The 13,894-nt window shown below is 61.4% G+C and carries 14 protein-coding genes; 13 read left to right on the top strand and 1 reads right to left on the bottom strand.

Going from position 1 to position 13,894, the window contains the following annotated elements; genetic code table 11:
- Positions 1–33: 33 nt before the first annotated feature.
- The 5 genes from ACSQ84_RS03650 (at position 34) to ACSQ84_RS03670 (ending at position 3,553) form a co-directional block, all read left to right on the top strand.
- Positions 34–1,029 (top strand): ArdC family protein, encoded by a 996-nt coding sequence (locus ACSQ84_RS03650; RefSeq protein WP_436210267.1) that lies wholly within the window; start codon positions 34–36, stop codon positions 1,027–1,029.
- Positions 1,026–1,238 carry a hypothetical protein gene (locus ACSQ84_RS03655; protein ID WP_436210268.1) on the top strand — a complete coding sequence of 71 codons (213 nt, stop codon included), beginning with the start codon at positions 1,026–1,028 and terminating at the stop codon, positions 1,236–1,238. The genes ACSQ84_RS03650 and ACSQ84_RS03655 overlap by 4 nt, the downstream gene beginning before the upstream one ends.
- A 17-nt stretch (positions 1,239–1,255) precedes the next feature.
- Positions 1,256–3,007: a ParB/RepB/Spo0J family partition protein gene (locus tag ACSQ84_RS03660; RefSeq protein ID WP_436210269.1), complete on the top strand. Its 1,752-nt coding sequence runs from the start codon at positions 1,256–1,258 to the stop codon at positions 3,005–3,007.
- A gap of 167 nt (positions 3,008–3,174) precedes the next feature.
- Positions 3,175–3,324: a hypothetical protein gene (locus tag ACSQ84_RS03665; protein WP_436210270.1), complete on the top strand. Its 150-nt coding sequence runs from the start codon at positions 3,175–3,177 to the stop codon at positions 3,322–3,324.
- Between the two features lie 76 nt (positions 3,325–3,400).
- The gene (locus ACSQ84_RS03670) at positions 3,401–3,553 is read left to right on the top strand and encodes a hypothetical protein (RefSeq protein WP_436210271.1); all 153 of its coding nucleotides are present in this window, start codon (positions 3,401–3,403) and stop codon (positions 3,551–3,553) included.
- A gap of 293 nt (positions 3,554–3,846) precedes the next feature.
- Here ACSQ84_RS03670 and ACSQ84_RS03675 read toward each other — a convergent pair whose 3' ends face one another.
- Positions 3,847–4,131 (bottom strand): DUF736 family protein, encoded by a 285-nt coding sequence (locus ACSQ84_RS03675; RefSeq protein WP_436211167.1) that lies wholly within the window; start codon positions 4,129–4,131, stop codon positions 3,847–3,849.
- 296 nt (positions 4,132–4,427) lie between these two features.
- Here ACSQ84_RS03675 and ACSQ84_RS03680 point away from each other — a divergent pair, with 296 nt between their 5' ends.
- From ACSQ84_RS03680 to ACSQ84_RS03715, 8 genes are all read left to right on the top strand, one after another.
- Positions 4,428–4,751, top strand: coding sequence for a DUF736 domain-containing protein (locus ACSQ84_RS03680; RefSeq protein WP_436210272.1), 324 nt, complete (start codon positions 4,428–4,430; stop codon positions 4,749–4,751).
- 82 nt (positions 4,752–4,833) lie between these two features.
- Positions 4,834–5,679 (top strand): DNA -binding domain-containing protein, encoded by an 846-nt coding sequence (locus ACSQ84_RS03685; RefSeq protein ID WP_436210273.1) that lies wholly within the window; start codon positions 4,834–4,836, stop codon positions 5,677–5,679.
- A 154-nt stretch (positions 5,680–5,833) separates the two neighbouring features.
- Complete coding sequence (locus ACSQ84_RS03690; protein WP_436210274.1) at positions 5,834–6,052, top strand: helix-turn-helix domain-containing protein; 219 nt, start codon at positions 5,834–5,836, stop codon at positions 6,050–6,052.
- Positions 6,042–6,581: a S26 family signal peptidase gene (locus ACSQ84_RS03695; protein ID WP_436210275.1), complete on the top strand. Its 540-nt coding sequence runs from the start codon at positions 6,042–6,044 to the stop codon at positions 6,579–6,581. Before ACSQ84_RS03690 ends, ACSQ84_RS03695 begins: the two co-directional genes overlap by 11 nt.
- 121 nt (positions 6,582–6,702) lie before the next feature.
- On the top strand, positions 6,703–7,659 hold the full coding sequence (locus ACSQ84_RS03700) for a hypothetical protein (RefSeq protein WP_436210276.1): 957 nt from the start codon (positions 6,703–6,705) through the stop codon (positions 7,657–7,659).
- Positions 7,660–8,000: 341 nt separating this feature from the next.
- Positions 8,001–9,968, top strand: a complete 1,968-nt coding sequence (rlxS, locus tag ACSQ84_RS03705; RefSeq protein WP_436210277.1) for a relaxase/mobilization nuclease RlxS — start codon at positions 8,001–8,003, stop codon at positions 9,966–9,968.
- Between the two features lie 132 nt (positions 9,969–10,100).
- The gene (locus ACSQ84_RS03710) at positions 10,101–11,249 is read left to right on the top strand and encodes a nucleotidyltransferase family protein (RefSeq protein ID WP_436210278.1); all 1,149 of its coding nucleotides are present in this window, start codon (positions 10,101–10,103) and stop codon (positions 11,247–11,249) included.
- A gap of 609 nt (positions 11,250–11,858) precedes the next feature.
- On the top strand, positions 11,859–13,889 hold the full coding sequence (locus tag ACSQ84_RS03715) for a conjugal transfer protein TraG (protein WP_436210279.1): 2,031 nt from the start codon (positions 11,859–11,861) through the stop codon (positions 13,887–13,889).
- The last annotated feature ends 5 nt before the right edge of the window (positions 13,890–13,894 follow it).

Genomic DNA, 13,894 nt, shown 5'->3' on the forward strand with positions numbered 1-13,894 from the left:
CGCGGAAGAAGAAGAGAGCGAGCGGAGAGTGCCATGACCAACCATTCACTACGGGAACGCGCGGAGAGGCCTAAGGAAGGCCCCAAGGAAGCTCCCAAGGCAAGTCTTTACGAGGAGATCACAGCACAGATTATCGCCGATCTGGAAATCGGCACTTTCCCTTGGGCGCAGCCTTGGGGCGCTAGCCCGGGGAACGCCGCGCTCGGATTGCCGCGCAATGCCGCAACCGGGAAATCCTATTCCGGTATAAATGTGCTGATCCTCTGGGGTCGGTTGTTCGATCAGGGTTTCGCCTCGCAAAGCTGGCTCACCTTTCGTCAAGCCCTCAGCCTTGGGGGAAGCGTGCGCAAGGGCGAACACGGGGTCACCGTCTGCTACGCCGACAAGTTCATTCCCAAGCGTGATCGGGGAGGCGGCGCGGGCGGCGAAGCCTCATCAGGCCAGGATGACGGAAACCGCGAGGGCGAGGCGGTGCCGTTCCTGCGGCGCTATACCGTCTTTAACGTCGCGCAATGCGATAACCTCCCGGACCATTGTCTTGGTTCCGCGCCCGCCTTGCCTGAACGCCAGATCGTACCGCAGGCCGAGGCGCTTGCGAAAGGGACACTGGCCGATATCCGCACCGGCGGGGCGCACGCCTTCTATAGGCCTTCGGAAGACGCGGTCCACATTCCGCCGCAACCCGCTTTCTTCGATCAGATCAATTACTACCGGACCCTGTTTCATGAACTGGGGCACTGGACCGGGCATTCGAGCCGATTGGGCCGCGATCTCACCGGCTCCTTCGGATCGAAGGCTTACGCCAACGAGGAGTTGGTCGCCGAGATCACGGCCGCCTTTGTCTGCGCCGCGCTATCGATCCAGCCGACCGTGCGCCACGCCGATTATCTCGGCAACTGGCTGAGCGTCCTGCGTTCGGACAATCGCGCCATCTTTCGCGCCGCCAGCAAGGCCTCGAAGGCCGCCGACTTCCTGCTCGCGTTCAGGAACTCCGAAGCCGCCTTGCCGGACGACGAGGCGGCGCGGTGACCCAAATCCCGGCACTTGCACCAGCGAACATCGTGACCGAACGGACGGAGGCGGGTGAGCAGTTGCTCGCACCCTTTGTGACGCCGGTCTCGGTACGCCAGCGGCTCGACCATCTGATGGCGCAGCCGCTTCTTCCCCGCAAACCCCAAAAGCCTCTCGACATCGGGCTCTTCGATGAGATCGCACGCAACCAGTTGAGCCTGTTCTAAACCAAAGGAGAAAGACCATGGACTTGCAACATATTCCGCTCAGCAATCTGAAGATCGCGAACGTCAATGTTCGCCACGGCCGCAAGCCGCCGGATGTCTCCGACATCCTGCCGTCGATCCGCGCACGAGGCGTATTGCAGCCACTGCTGGTCCGGCCGAACGGCGAGGGTTTCGAAATCGTCGCCGGACGGCGGCGTTATTTCGCGGCCTCCAGGGTCGCCGAAGAGCAGGGCGTTGCCGCTACCGAGGTGTTGCTGCCCTGTGCCGTCACCGAACCGGGCGACGATGCCGGCGCGGTGGAGGCATCCCTGATCGAGAATGTCGCCCGCGCGCCGATGAACGAGCTTGAGGAATTCGAGGCATTCGCCAAGCTCCTGAAGCAGGGGCGCGGCGTTGCCGACATCGCCCTGACGTTCGGCGTGACCGAACTGTATGTGAAGCAACGGTTCGCGCTGGCTACGCTGCACTCAAGGATCAAGGATGCCTACCGCGATGGCGATATCAGGCCGGAGGACCTCCAGCTTCTCGCCTCCGCCACCCGCCGCCAGCAAAAGGAATGGATCGCGGCCTTTGAGCAGGAAAGTGACCCGGAAAACGAGGAGGCGGAAGGCGCGCCGCGCGGTTACCAGCTGAAGCAGTGGCTGTTCGGCGTTGAGCAGATCGCGACTGGCGCGGCGCTGTTTGCGATCGAGGACTACAAGGGTGAGGTCATCACCGACCTGTTCGGCGATGTCAGTTGTTTTGCCGACCGCGACGCCTTCTGGGCGCTGCAGAATGTCGCCATCGCTGGCTTAAGGGACGAACTCGTCTCAAAGGGCTGGAAGGTGTCGGTGCTCGAGAAAGGGCAGCGGTTCCAGACATGGCAGCACGTCGAAACGCCAAAGGAGGACGGCGGTAGCGCCTTCATCGAAATCCGCGACACCGGGGAGGTCGAGGTCCATGAAGGCTATCTCGCCCGCGACGAACGCCCGCGCCGCAACGGCGGCAATGCCGAAGGCGAGGGGGAGGAGGCTGCCGACAAGGCGGCAAAGCCCGAACTCACCAAGGCGGCCGAGAACTATCTTGCACTCCACCGCCATGCCATCGTCCGTGCCGAACTGCTCGCCCGGCCCGGCGTCGCCTTGCGGCTCGCCGTCGCCCACATGGTCGCCGGATCGCCGCTGTGGAGCGTCAAGCCCGATCCACAACGGGCTTACAAAGAAGAGATCGCGGCCAGCATCACGGCAAGCAAGGCCCAGACCGCCTTCGAGGCCGCGCGCAATGCCATCCTGCAGTTGCTCGACATGGAGGCGAGCTATCAGGGGACGGTGACGCGCGGCAATGGTGATCCCCATTGGGGCGCGACAGTCTTCGCGCGGCTGCTGGCGTTACCGGATGAGGCGGTGCTGAAGGTTCTGACCGTGGTCATGGCCGAGACCCTCGCGGCTGGATCTGCCTTGGTGGAAGCCGCGGGCGTGGTCGTCAAACCGGACGTGGTCCGGTGGTGGACGGCAGACGATACCTTCCTCGATCTCGTGCGCGATCGCGTGGCCGTCAACGCAATGCTCGGCGAAGTGGCCGGGAAGGCGGTCGCGGACGCCAATGTCTCGGAGACCGCAAAGGTGCAAAGGAAGATCGTGCACGACTGCCTGACCGGGGAAGGACGTGAACGCACCGAAGGCTGGGTGCCGCGCTACATGGCGTTTCCGCCTCGCCATTATGACCCGAATAAAACCCTGCAAATTGCGACGGATTGGGAGGCTATTAAGCCTTTGTTTACCAGCGATTGAGGCTAGCGATTCGGGCGCTGAGGCCTGCTCCGCGCCCGAATTCGGGAGTCGCCGAGTCGCAAAAGAGTCAATCGTGTCAGGCGAAATGTGATCGACGGCGCCGCCCGCGACTCAGCCTATAGCTCAAAGCAGGTTCCATCCTGCAGTGCACCAGAGCGAGCAAACCGATGCCGAATTCAACCGACGCAATAAGCACCACCGAAGCGACGTTGAAGCGGACCTGCCTGAGCCAGGTGATGGTCGGCCTGTCGGCACTGGCCTCCACAGCGGTGCTCTTGGTGCAGGTATTGCCGCCGCTGCTGCACGGCTTTCCGTAGAGTTAATGCCGCTCTGCCCGGCTGACCGCTGAAGCTTAGCCTCGCAGCAGTGAGGCGCCCCACTGTCGAATACCACATGAAAAAACCGGACCTTGATGCAGCGATCAGCTGCACCAAGGTCCGGCTTCTAGTGAGCGCTACCGATACCATCGACAACGCCCTCGACCCGCTTGCGCAGAATCCTTCAGGCGATCGCGACGATGTCAGGAAGCTAAAGAGGCTCGGCTGAAGTTACTTCTTCTTCTTGGCGGTCTTCTTCTTTGCAGCCTTCTTTGCCTTCTTCGCTTTCTTGGCCATGATGCCCTCCATCAATTTGAAAACGGGACTAACGAAAGTGCCGGCCGAGAATCGGCATGCACAACATGAAGTCTACACGACAATCGTAAAATAGATACGGAGGCGCGCATCGTCGCGTCTCGCCGCTCCGCCGCATGGAGCGCCGTCACTCCAACGCGATAGCGCCAAAAGCAAAACGCGGCGAGCGGGGGTCCCCGCGCTGATCGCGCGAGGACCGGACTTGGCTTAGTCCGCCGGATTCCAGATCACGGCGAAGACGCTGTCGTCCTCGCCGGCCGCGCGGGAACGATTGGTTGAGCGGTTGCGCGGCCCGAACTCGGGCGCCGCCAGCGACAGGCTCACCTGGTCCATGCGGCTGTTCTCGTCACGCCGTACCCTGCCAGCGCCGATTACGACACCTTGCTTGACGAACCTGAAGCCCGGGTGGGTCTCCGCATTCTTGTCGCGGTTCGGGATGCTATCGACGGCGGCCCCGATCGAGGCGGTCTTGGGCTGGCTGTAGCACCGTATCGTCCGGCGCCATCACGTGCGCAAGACCCGTCCTACTGATGTCGGTGGCTCCGATCTCCTGCTCCTTGGCGTGACGACCTATGGGAATCGCCCCCCTGATGAAACCATCGCGGTCTCCTTTTTTCCCCGCCGGACCAAACGGCTCCGGCTCCTCGCGCCCGCTTCGCTCCAAAAAAGGTGCCCGCTCAGGTGCTCCGCTGCGCTGCGCCCGAAGCCGGTTCATCGGTGGTGCGCTCCCCATCACGGTCTCGCCATCGCAGGGGATCGGCCCCTCGCGAACAACAGGAGGACAGACCATGCCTGCAATCGGATACGTCACCAAGAACGACAACGGCGGCTACAAGGGCCAGCTCAAGACCGTCTCGATCCGGGCCGACATCGACATCATCCCGAACCGCGACAAGAGCGCGGAGACCCACCCCGACTTTCGGGTCGTTACCCAAGGCGTCGAGATCGGGGCAGGCTGGATCCGGCGCGGCGAGAACAGTGGCAAGGACTATGTGAGCTTGTCGCTCGCCGCACCCGAGTTCGGACCGCGCAAGCTCTACGCCAATCTCGGCCGCGCCGCCGGCCAGGACGATGACAGCGTCTTCGCCCTGATCTGGAACCCGGCAGACTAGGCAAGTCCGGCCCCCGCGCAATCAACGCGGGGGCCGTTCTCTCGCCGCATTTTGTTTCGACGATCATGGTTCGTTTGATCGCTTGTCTGAATGCCTGGGGCTTCTCCTGAACCGCGACCTCGCCGATCAATCGCGCGGTCTTCCGCGCGATACAGCTATTTCCTGTGGTCCAGCGTCCTACGATCCAAGCGATTGGGCGTGGGAATTTCTGCGTCGAAATCCGGACTACGGCGCGGACTGGCGTAGCTCCGTGCCCCGGCGCCTGCCGCATGTTACCCTGAAGGACGGCACCCGGCTGTTGCGGCTGCGGCGGCGCTTTCCCCGCGCCGAAGGATGGGGACTTTATGCCTTCGCCGATCCCTCGGTCGCGGCCCGCCAAGCCCCGGTTTTCTGGCATATGGCCGCGCTGAAGCAGGTGGTCCGCCTCCGGGCCGCGCCGGCAACACACCGTGAAGGCCTCACTCCGCTCACACTGTCGAGGTTCAAGGCCGACCGTACCGCGGCGATCGGCGTCGATAACGTTCCGTTCGTGCTGCTGAAGGGACCAGGTGTCCACGTCGCGGTCGAAATCCACGATGTCGCGGTACTGACCAATGAGTTTGCGCCGATCTTCGAGATCGACGGTTTTGCCGACCTGAACGCGCAAACCGAATTACTCAAACGCCTCCATCGGTTGACGGAACAGGCGCCGTCCGCCACCAATCGGCAGGCATTTGCCATCGACGAACGCCTGCATCATGCGCTGATCGCTCTCGATGAAAGCCTCTCGGGCAAGACCTATCGGCAGATCGCCATCACGATCTTCGGCGAGAAGAAAGTAGCCGAGGAATGGCAAGGGCCGAGCCAGTTCCTGAAAGACCGCACAAGGCGGCTGGTTGCCAAGGGCACCGAGTTGATGAAGGGCGGTTACCGCGATCTGCTCTCCTAGCCGTCTCGGCGGTTTGCCGGTTTGACCACCTTTGCCGACATGGGGTGGCGAATTCGCGTCCCCTCATCTTCGCCACTCCCGCTCGCTCTACAATTTGACGACGCTTGTTCACGCACTCGCATCTTGACGAGCCGCGGGACAGGGAGCGTTGGGCATGACGGACGACGAGAAGAAAGAGCCCGAACCGCCTTTTCTCAATACGGTGGAAGCGGCCGCCTGGCTGCGGCTCACCAAGAACACCCTGGAAAAGATGCGGGTGCAGGGCAGGGGCCCGCTCTACCGCAAGCATGGACGATACGTCCGGTATCACATCGAAGACCTCGTCGATTATTCACAAGCCAACAAGCGGAGGTCGACCTCCGATGCGGATTGATCGTGCCCGTTTGCGTCCGCAAATCGCTCTCCTCGCGGCGATTTCGACGGCCGTCGTTTCGATGCTCGTCACCTTTGAACGTCGTCCGCCGCTCGTCATCTACAATGCCTCGGGCAGCGCGCCGCTGGGCTTTTATTATCTGGAGAACCGGCTGCCGATCCACGATGAACTGGCGGTGGTCCAGCCACCGCCCTTGATCGAGCTGATGATCGTCGCCCGCGAAATCCTGCCGCCCGCCGTGCCGCTCCTCAAGCAGATCGGGGCTATCGGGGGCGACGAAGTCTGTCGTTCCAAGGACTCAGGCGGCGTTATCTCGGTCAACGGAAAGATCGTGGCCGAGACCTCCGAAAAGGACCCGCGGGGGCGTCCGCTGCCAGCCTGGGAAGGCTGCATGAAATTGATAGAAGGCGAATTCTTCTTGCTGCAGCCGCACCCGAATTCATTTGACTCAAGGTATTTCGGCCCGGTTTTAAGGTGCGATCTTCTCGGTGTCGCGCGCCCGCTGTGGACCTGGAATCCGGACGGCTAGGCGCCTACTCTTAAATATGAACCTGGCAGATCGGCGCTTGCACAGATTGGTCCCAGCTTGCCTTAAGGCGGGCTAAGCCGATACTTTAATCTCTCGCAAACTACCGAGGCCAGTGTGTCGTATGCGAAAAACAATCACCGACTTGACCCATGGGGTCTATGATTATAGCGGGCATGCCAATCTCGCCGATCGCCATGCTCGCCGCTATCATCCTTTTTCGTTCGATTTTGACTCGACACCCCTAAGCCTCGCGGAGCCCGAGGAGCATTGGGACGAGCAGGTTAAGCAGCTTCATCTTGAGAACCGCGCGCGGCAGATCAAGCGGCTCGAGCTGCAATATGGCGCGCTCCATATCGAGGACGTCGTCAAGAACGCGGCCGACCTCGGTCCAAAGTCGATGTCTCTGCTCGCTTATCACAATACGCTGCACGAGCAGGCGCGCCGGTCATTCATTGCGGCCACGTACTATCCGGCGCTGGTTGCGGCATGTGCGTTAGGTGAGCGCATCTTGAACCATCTCGTGCTTGACCTGCGCGATAGTTTCAAGTCGTCCGAACACTACAAGAATGTCTATCGCAAAGAATCCTTCGACAAATGGCCGTTTGCGGTCTCAGTCCTCGCGGACTGGAAGGTCCTGGCGGACGGCGTTGGGCCAGAGTTCCTTGCTCTCGGCGACCTTCGGAATCGTTCGATTCATTTCAATCCGGAAACCTATCATTCGTTGCGCGAGGACGCTCTGGCGGCCTTGCATCGGTTGAACGCAATTATCGCAAAGCAGTTCGGATATTTCGGCGGGCAACCCTGGTTCATCGAAAACACACATGGCGCCCAGTTCGTGAAACGGCCTTACGAGAACAATCCGTTTGTCCGTTCCTATATCATCCCGCGGAGCGGATTTGTGGGCCCTCTGTACGGTATGGAAAGGTCGCAGGAAGGTTCCTGGAATCATCTCGACTACACCGATTATGGCGATGACGAGCTCAGCGACGAAGAGTTCGCGAGCCGATTTCGGGAGCGCGACCACACGAAAGTGGTCACCCGCGAGATGATCGAAAGGCAGAGCCAGGGGGTGGGCTAGAGCACCCGGGAGAGCCGGCGAGAGCGGCTATCCTGCCAACCGCTGCGTGCCATCTCAGGCTTGCGATCAGGTTTCCCTACGCGAATGGGGCACCGGTCAAACGATCCTACCATCCAGAATGAGCCCATCGATCGGATGAGAAAGCGGGAGGGCAAGATAAAAGCACTGGCGCTCCGTTGCGCCTAAGTCGTTGTCTGCACATCCAAGATTTGTCGCCTGCCGTACCGGCATTGTCGCCAAAGAGGCAGCAGCGCCCTGGCGCGATTGACGAAACACGTCTCCGTCTTGCAGCAAGGCAGAACAGCACGCACATACTCCGGCGCTGAGCGCGGAGAGCGGCGATGTCAGACACCGACGATGAATTCCGGGTCAGGTTGGGGCGGATCGGTAATCGCCGCGGACGAAAGACCGCAGGCTATGTCGAACGCGTGCGCAAGATCGCCGCGAAAGCTGGCGCGGGGCGACCGCACAGAAAGTCGGCTTTCATCGGCTCGCGGATCGGCCGCGGCCATGCCCAGGGAACGGTGTCCGCGAGCCAACGTCCGGCGGGTGCGCGCCGGGTGGTCATCAAGGCGCGCATTGTCCGCATCAAGGCGGGCGACAATGGCGCCGCAAGAGCCCATCTGCGCTACATTCAGCGCGACGGCGTCACCCGTGAGGGCGATCCCGGCAAGTTGTATGACGCCAGCAGCAACCGTGCCGACGGAAAGATGTTCGTCGAACGAGGCGCGGAAGACCGCCACCAATTCCGGTTCATCGTCGCTCCGGAGGATAGCAATGAGCTGGCAGAACTGAAGCCGTTCGTGCGTGACCTCATGCGGCAGATGGAATCCGACCTCGGCACGCGGTTGGATTGGGTGGCGGTCGATCACTTCAACACCGGTCATCCTCACAGCCACATCGTGGTGCGTGGCAAGGACGACCAGGGCAGGGATCTCGTGATCGCGCGCGATTACATCGCCCATGGCATCCGCGCGCGCGCCAGCGAACTCATCACCCGCGAGTTGGGGCCGGAGAGCGAACTGGAGACATTGCGCAAGCTTGAAAACGAAGTCGGCGCCGAGCGGTTTACCCGGCTCGATCGCGCCATCCTGCGGGACGCGAGTGAGGGAACCTTGAGGCTTGCCGCCAAACCTGAGCACGATCCGTCGCGGCATGCCATGCGTATGGGACGGCTACGAACGCTGGAGCAGATGGGCCTGGCAGAGGAGGCCGCCCCCGGCGTGTGGCGGGTTGTTCCGGAAATGGAGCCGGCGTTGCGGCGGATGGGTGAACGCGGCGACATCATCAAGACGATGCATCGCGATCTGACCGCCGTCGGTATCCACCGCGCGGCCGGTGACCATGTGATCTTCGATGGGCAGGCCGGGCCTGCGCGGGTCATCGGGCGGCTGGTCGCGGAAGGGCTCTCCGACGAGCTGCACGACCGCCAATACGTGATCGTGGACGGGATCGATGGGCGAACGCATTACGTCGATCTCGGGGTCCGGCAAGTGACCGACGACCCCCTGATCCGAAATACCATCATCGAGGTTCGCGCGCGCGATGTCGGCCCGCGCGACGTCGATCGGACCATCGCGGAGGTGGCTCTGCGCAATCAGGGCGTCTACAGCACTGAGCTGCATCGAGAGTTCGATCCGAAAGCGTCCGGGGAATACATTCAAACGCATGCCCGCCGGCTGGAAGCGATGCGGCGGCAAGGCCTGGCCGAGCGCTCAAGCGGCGGCGACTGGTCCGTTGGTGTGGCTTATCTTGAACGCGCAGGTCAGTTTGAAGCCTTACAGCGATCGCACAGCCCGGCGCGGATCACAGTGCTATCCTGGCAGAGCCTTGACGAACTGCCCGGCGCGTCCGGTGCAACCTTCCTCGACAAACAACTCGTTGCCAGATCGCCGGAGATGGTCGCTTCATCAGGGCTGGGGTTGGAATTCGAAAGCGCGCTTCGCTCGCGGCGCCAGTGGTTGCTGGAGCAAGGCCTTGCGCGCGAACAGGGCGGAGGGATCGCTTATGCGCGCAATCTTCTTCAAACACTGGAACGGCGGGAACTAGCCGAGGTAGGCGCGCGCATGACGCGCGAGACTGGTCTTGATTACGCCGAGACCAAAGCGGGTCATCGGATCACCGGCACCTATCGCCGTATGCTGACGCTTAACAGCGGCCGCTTTGCGCTGATCGAGCGGGCGCGTGACTTCAGCCTGGTGCCGTGGCGGCCAGTGCTCGAGCGGGCCAAGGGGCAGGCCGTCATCGGCGTCGTCGGCGGCGAAGGGATTTCATGGTCAGTGGGACAAAAGCGCGGGCTGGGCTTATAGTCCAGATAATACCTCATAAGATATTGATATATAACAAGTTATACTATTTTTGCGATTTTAGTATAGCTGCCTTGTGTTTGAGTTCCCCTCGTTATACTATTTTCGCAGAAATAGTATAACGGATTGTCTGCCATGGCTCCCGCCCAACGTCTCGATATCACCTACCAGACGCTCTATTCCGAACTGGTCCAGCGCAGTCTCGACGAGAGCTTTACCTCCGAGTTCTCCTCGAACGGCAGATTCGTGGCCGTCGAGGTCAAGGCCAAGAAGTATTGGTACTTCGATTCGCCCAAGCCCGAGGGCGGCGCTCAGGATCGCCGCTATGTCGGTCCTCTGGACGATCCTGAAATCACCAAAAGGGTCGAGGCGTTCAAGGATCTGAAGGCCGATCTGAAAGGACGCCGCCGTCTCGTATCCACACTGACGCGCGAGGCCTATCTGCCGCGCCCCCTGCCGATAACTGGCCAGGTGGTGGAAGGCTTGGCGAAGGCCGGCTTCTTCCGCTTGCGGGGAGTGCTCGTCGGCACTGTTGCCTACCAATGTTACTCGGCCGTGCTCGGCACACGCCTTGATGCGGTCGCCATGCAGACCGGCGACGCCGACTTTGCGCAATTCCACGAAATCTCGGTGGCTATCAAGGATTCCATGCCACCTATCCTGGACGTCCTTCGACAGGTCGACCGGACCTTTCGCGAGATTCCGAGCCAGGCCGACGGCAGGGTCTCCACCCAGTTCGTCTCCAGAGACAAGTTCAAGGTGGAATTCCTGACGCCCAATCAGTGGTCCGATGACCAGGCGGGTAAGCCGGTCCTGATGCCCGCGTTGGGCGGGGCGGCGGCATTCCCGCTACGCTTCCTCGACTACCTGATCTACGAGCCCATCCGCGCGGTGTTGCTGCACGGTGCAGGCGTGCCAGTCCTGATCCCCTCACCGGAGCGATACGCGATCCACAAACTCATTGTCGGATCGCGCCGGAAGGAGGATCGTGACGCAACCGCAAAGAGTTCGAAGGACCGGCTTCAAGCCCGATCCATCATCGAAGCGATGATCGCGAACCGGCAGCATGCCGATCTTGCTTCCGCCTTTACGGAGGCCTGGGACCGCGGCGATCAATGGAGAGCAGCGATCCGCACAAGCCTCGCGACCTATGACGACGACTTCCAGAGTTCGTTGCGAACCGAACTTACAAAGGGGGTAACCGAGCTTGGCTCCAAACCTGTCGATTACGATCTTGCAGACAAGCCCGACGACGAGAAAGCCTCTCAGCTCCGTCCGAAATGACGGCGGCACGGGCCTGAGGTAACGGGTCCGCACTGCTGGCAAACGTCGCAATCCAGCGTAGTTGCTACTGCTGCTGCTGCTGCTGCTGGTGGCGGTGCTGGTGCCGTTGACGATGATACCGGCATCGGCACGCCGATCACGCGGTCACCAATGATCACGATCGCCAGCACGCTGGTCAGTCATGTTCACGATTTTCGGCGGGATCGACATGTCGTTATCGCGGCTCGCGGTTCCTTGGCATCGCGAGAACGTGCACAGCGGCGTATTAGTTTCGCAGCTTGCGTATTACGGACTAAAATCGGCTCCCCCAATCGATGGCCACTCAAACCATCGAATCGATCACGCCGCCCCGGTCCAATTGATCAAAGAGCAGGGCGTCGCGATACACGTCCTAATCGTCTGGAAGCGTGGTCCAATTTGGTCACCTCATTCACATTCAATTGAGGTGTTTCCTCAAACAGCGCCAACTCAGACGTGGCCTTGCTCTCTTGCCTTCGCGTTTGATGTGACTGGATTTCGTTGCTGCGCGCGATTTTAATTTCGATTGAATGCGCATCGTTCTCGTCCTCTTCATCACGCCACGTCGTCGCGGGGTGAGTGGGGTGGGGCATGTTTCCGGCAAGAATCTACGTTGGCCAGATTGCCGCGGTGTTTGGCATTATCGGCGTCACGATGTGGGGTGCCACGCAATGGGCAGCCGGCGCACTTGGCCATCAGGCTGGTCTAGGCGCAGCCTGGTTTATGCTGCTGGGCTATCCGGTCTATCTGCCGTGGCGGCTGTTTGAGTGGTGGTACGCCTACGAAGCCTACGCCCCGGAAATCTTCGAACAGGCGGGTGCGATTGCGGCCGGCGGCGGCGTGGCGGGCGCGCTATTTGCAGTTCTAAACTCGGTCTGGCGCGCGCGGCAGAACCAACTGGTGACAACCTACGGCTCCGCGCGGTGGTCTACCGCAAAGGAAATTGCCTCCGCGGGATTGATGGGCGACAAAGGCGTTTTTCTTGGCCGCGTCGAAAATAACTACCTGCGCCACGACGGCCCCGAACATGTCATGTGCTTTGCGCCGACCCGATCGGGCAAAGGAGTCGGTCTCGTGCTGCCAACCCTGTTGTCTTGGACCTCCTCAGCAGTGGTCCACGACATCAAGGGCGAAAACTGGCAACTCACCGCCGGCTGGCGTTCGCGCTTCTCGCATTGTCTTCTGTTCGATCCGACCGACACCAAAAGCGCGCGTTACAATCCGCTGCTTGAGGTGCGCAAGGGCGCTTCCGAGGTCCGCGACGTCCAGAACATCGCTGATATCCTGGTCGACCCGGAAGGGGCGCTGGAGCGCCGCACCCATTGGGAAAAGACCAGCCATTCCCTTCTCGTAGGCGTGATCCTTCATGTTCTCTACGCGGAAGAAAAGAAGACGCTGACCCGCGTCACGGAAATCCTCGCCGATCCCGCCCAGTCCTTTGAGAAGACGCTGCGGATCATGATGGCGACAAACCATCTCGGTACGCAACAAACGCCGAAGGTCCATCCCGTTGTCGCGGCAACCGCACGCGAGTTACTCAATAAATCAGAGAATGAACGCTCCGGTGTGCTCTCGACCGCCGTCAGCTTCCTTGGGCTTTACCGGGATCCGACCATCGGCCGCAATACTGAAGCGTGCGACTGGCGCATTGCCGACCTGGTCGATGCCGGCAAACCGGTGACGCTCTATCTGGTGGTACCGCCGTCAGACATCAGCCGGACCAAGCCGCTCATTCGTTTGATCCTCAACCAGATCGGTCGACGTCTGACCGAGACCTTGAGCGCACATGGCGGGACACAACGCCAACGGTCGCTTTTACTGATGCTCGACGAATTTCCGGCGCTGGGGCGGCTGGACTTCTTTGAGAGCGCGTTGGCATTCATGGCGGGCTACGGGATTCGCGCCTACCTCATCGCACAGTCGCTCAACCAGATCGCCAAGGCTTATGGCGAGAACAACGCCATCCTCGACAATTGCCATGTGCGTATTGCATTCGCCGCCAACGACGAGCGTACCGCGAAACGGATTTCCGATGCGCTCGGTACCGCCACCGAATTGCGGGCGCAGCGCAACTACGCCGGCCACAGGCTCGCGCCATGGCTCGGCCACGTCATGGTCAGCCGCCAGGAAACCGCGCGTCCGCTCCTGACACCAGGCGAGGTGATGCAGATGTCCCAGGACGATGCCATCGTCCTGGTGTCCGGGCTCTCGCCGGTCCGCGCGAAGAAGTTGCGGCATTACCAGGATGCGAACTTTACCAGGCGGTTGCTCGCGCCCCCGTCCCTGGCCGGCGTTCAATACGCCGACAGGCCGCAACCGCGCAGCGACGATTGGCATGGCCAGGTCCGGCCGGTTGACCAGCGGCTATCGACGCTTCCATTCCGCGACCTGATGCAAAGTGCGGACGAGGATGGCGGGCTGAAACAGCAACTCGCCTTGTTCGCTGAAGCCGCACCCGATCGGGGTGATGTGCTCTTGGGCGAGGAGCAGCTGTTCGAGGACGAGCCGGATCCTGCAGCCGACCGTAGCCAGATGCAACGAGCGGCAGGGGTAGCCAGCAGCACCATCCAGCGCGCGCACGCCATCACCCGCGACGATGACGATCTCCTTCCAGCCTTCTGATGGAC

Source organism: Bradyrhizobium sp. LjRoot220 (genome assembly GCF_964252915.1).
Lineage (GTDB): Bacteria > Pseudomonadota > Alphaproteobacteria > Rhizobiales > Xanthobacteraceae > Bradyrhizobium.

Excerpts from the sequence above, each read along its gene's own strand:
- ACSQ84_RS03650 (WP_436210267.1), top strand. The coding sequence starts at position 34 with ATGACCAACCATTCACTACGGGAACGCGCGGAGAGGCCTAAGGAAGGC.
- ACSQ84_RS03660 (WP_436210269.1), top strand. The coding sequence starts at position 1,256 with ATGGACTTGCAACATATTCCGCTCAGCAATCTGAAGATCGCGAACGTC.
- ACSQ84_RS03665 (WP_436210270.1), top strand. The coding sequence starts at position 3,175 with ATGCCGAATTCAACCGACGCAATAAGCACCACCGAAGCGACGTTGAAG.
- ACSQ84_RS03670 (WP_436210271.1), top strand. The coding sequence starts at position 3,401 with ATGAAAAAACCGGACCTTGATGCAGCGATCAGCTGCACCAAGGTCCGG.
- ACSQ84_RS03680 (WP_436210272.1), top strand. The coding sequence starts at position 4,428 with ATGCCTGCAATCGGATACGTCACCAAGAACGACAACGGCGGCTACAAG.
- ACSQ84_RS03690 (WP_436210274.1), top strand. The coding sequence starts at position 5,834 with ATGACGGACGACGAGAAGAAAGAGCCCGAACCGCCTTTTCTCAATACG.
- ACSQ84_RS03695 (WP_436210275.1), top strand. The coding sequence starts at position 6,042 with ATGCGGATTGATCGTGCCCGTTTGCGTCCGCAAATCGCTCTCCTCGCG.
- ACSQ84_RS03700 (WP_436210276.1), top strand. The coding sequence starts at position 6,703 with ATGCGAAAAACAATCACCGACTTGACCCATGGGGTCTATGATTATAGC.
- rlxS (WP_436210277.1), top strand. The coding sequence starts at position 8,001 with ATGTCAGACACCGACGATGAATTCCGGGTCAGGTTGGGGCGGATCGGT.
- ACSQ84_RS03710 (WP_436210278.1), top strand. The coding sequence starts at position 10,101 with ATGGCTCCCGCCCAACGTCTCGATATCACCTACCAGACGCTCTATTCC.
- ACSQ84_RS03715 (WP_436210279.1), top strand. The coding sequence starts at position 11,859 with ATGTTTCCGGCAAGAATCTACGTTGGCCAGATTGCCGCGGTGTTTGGC.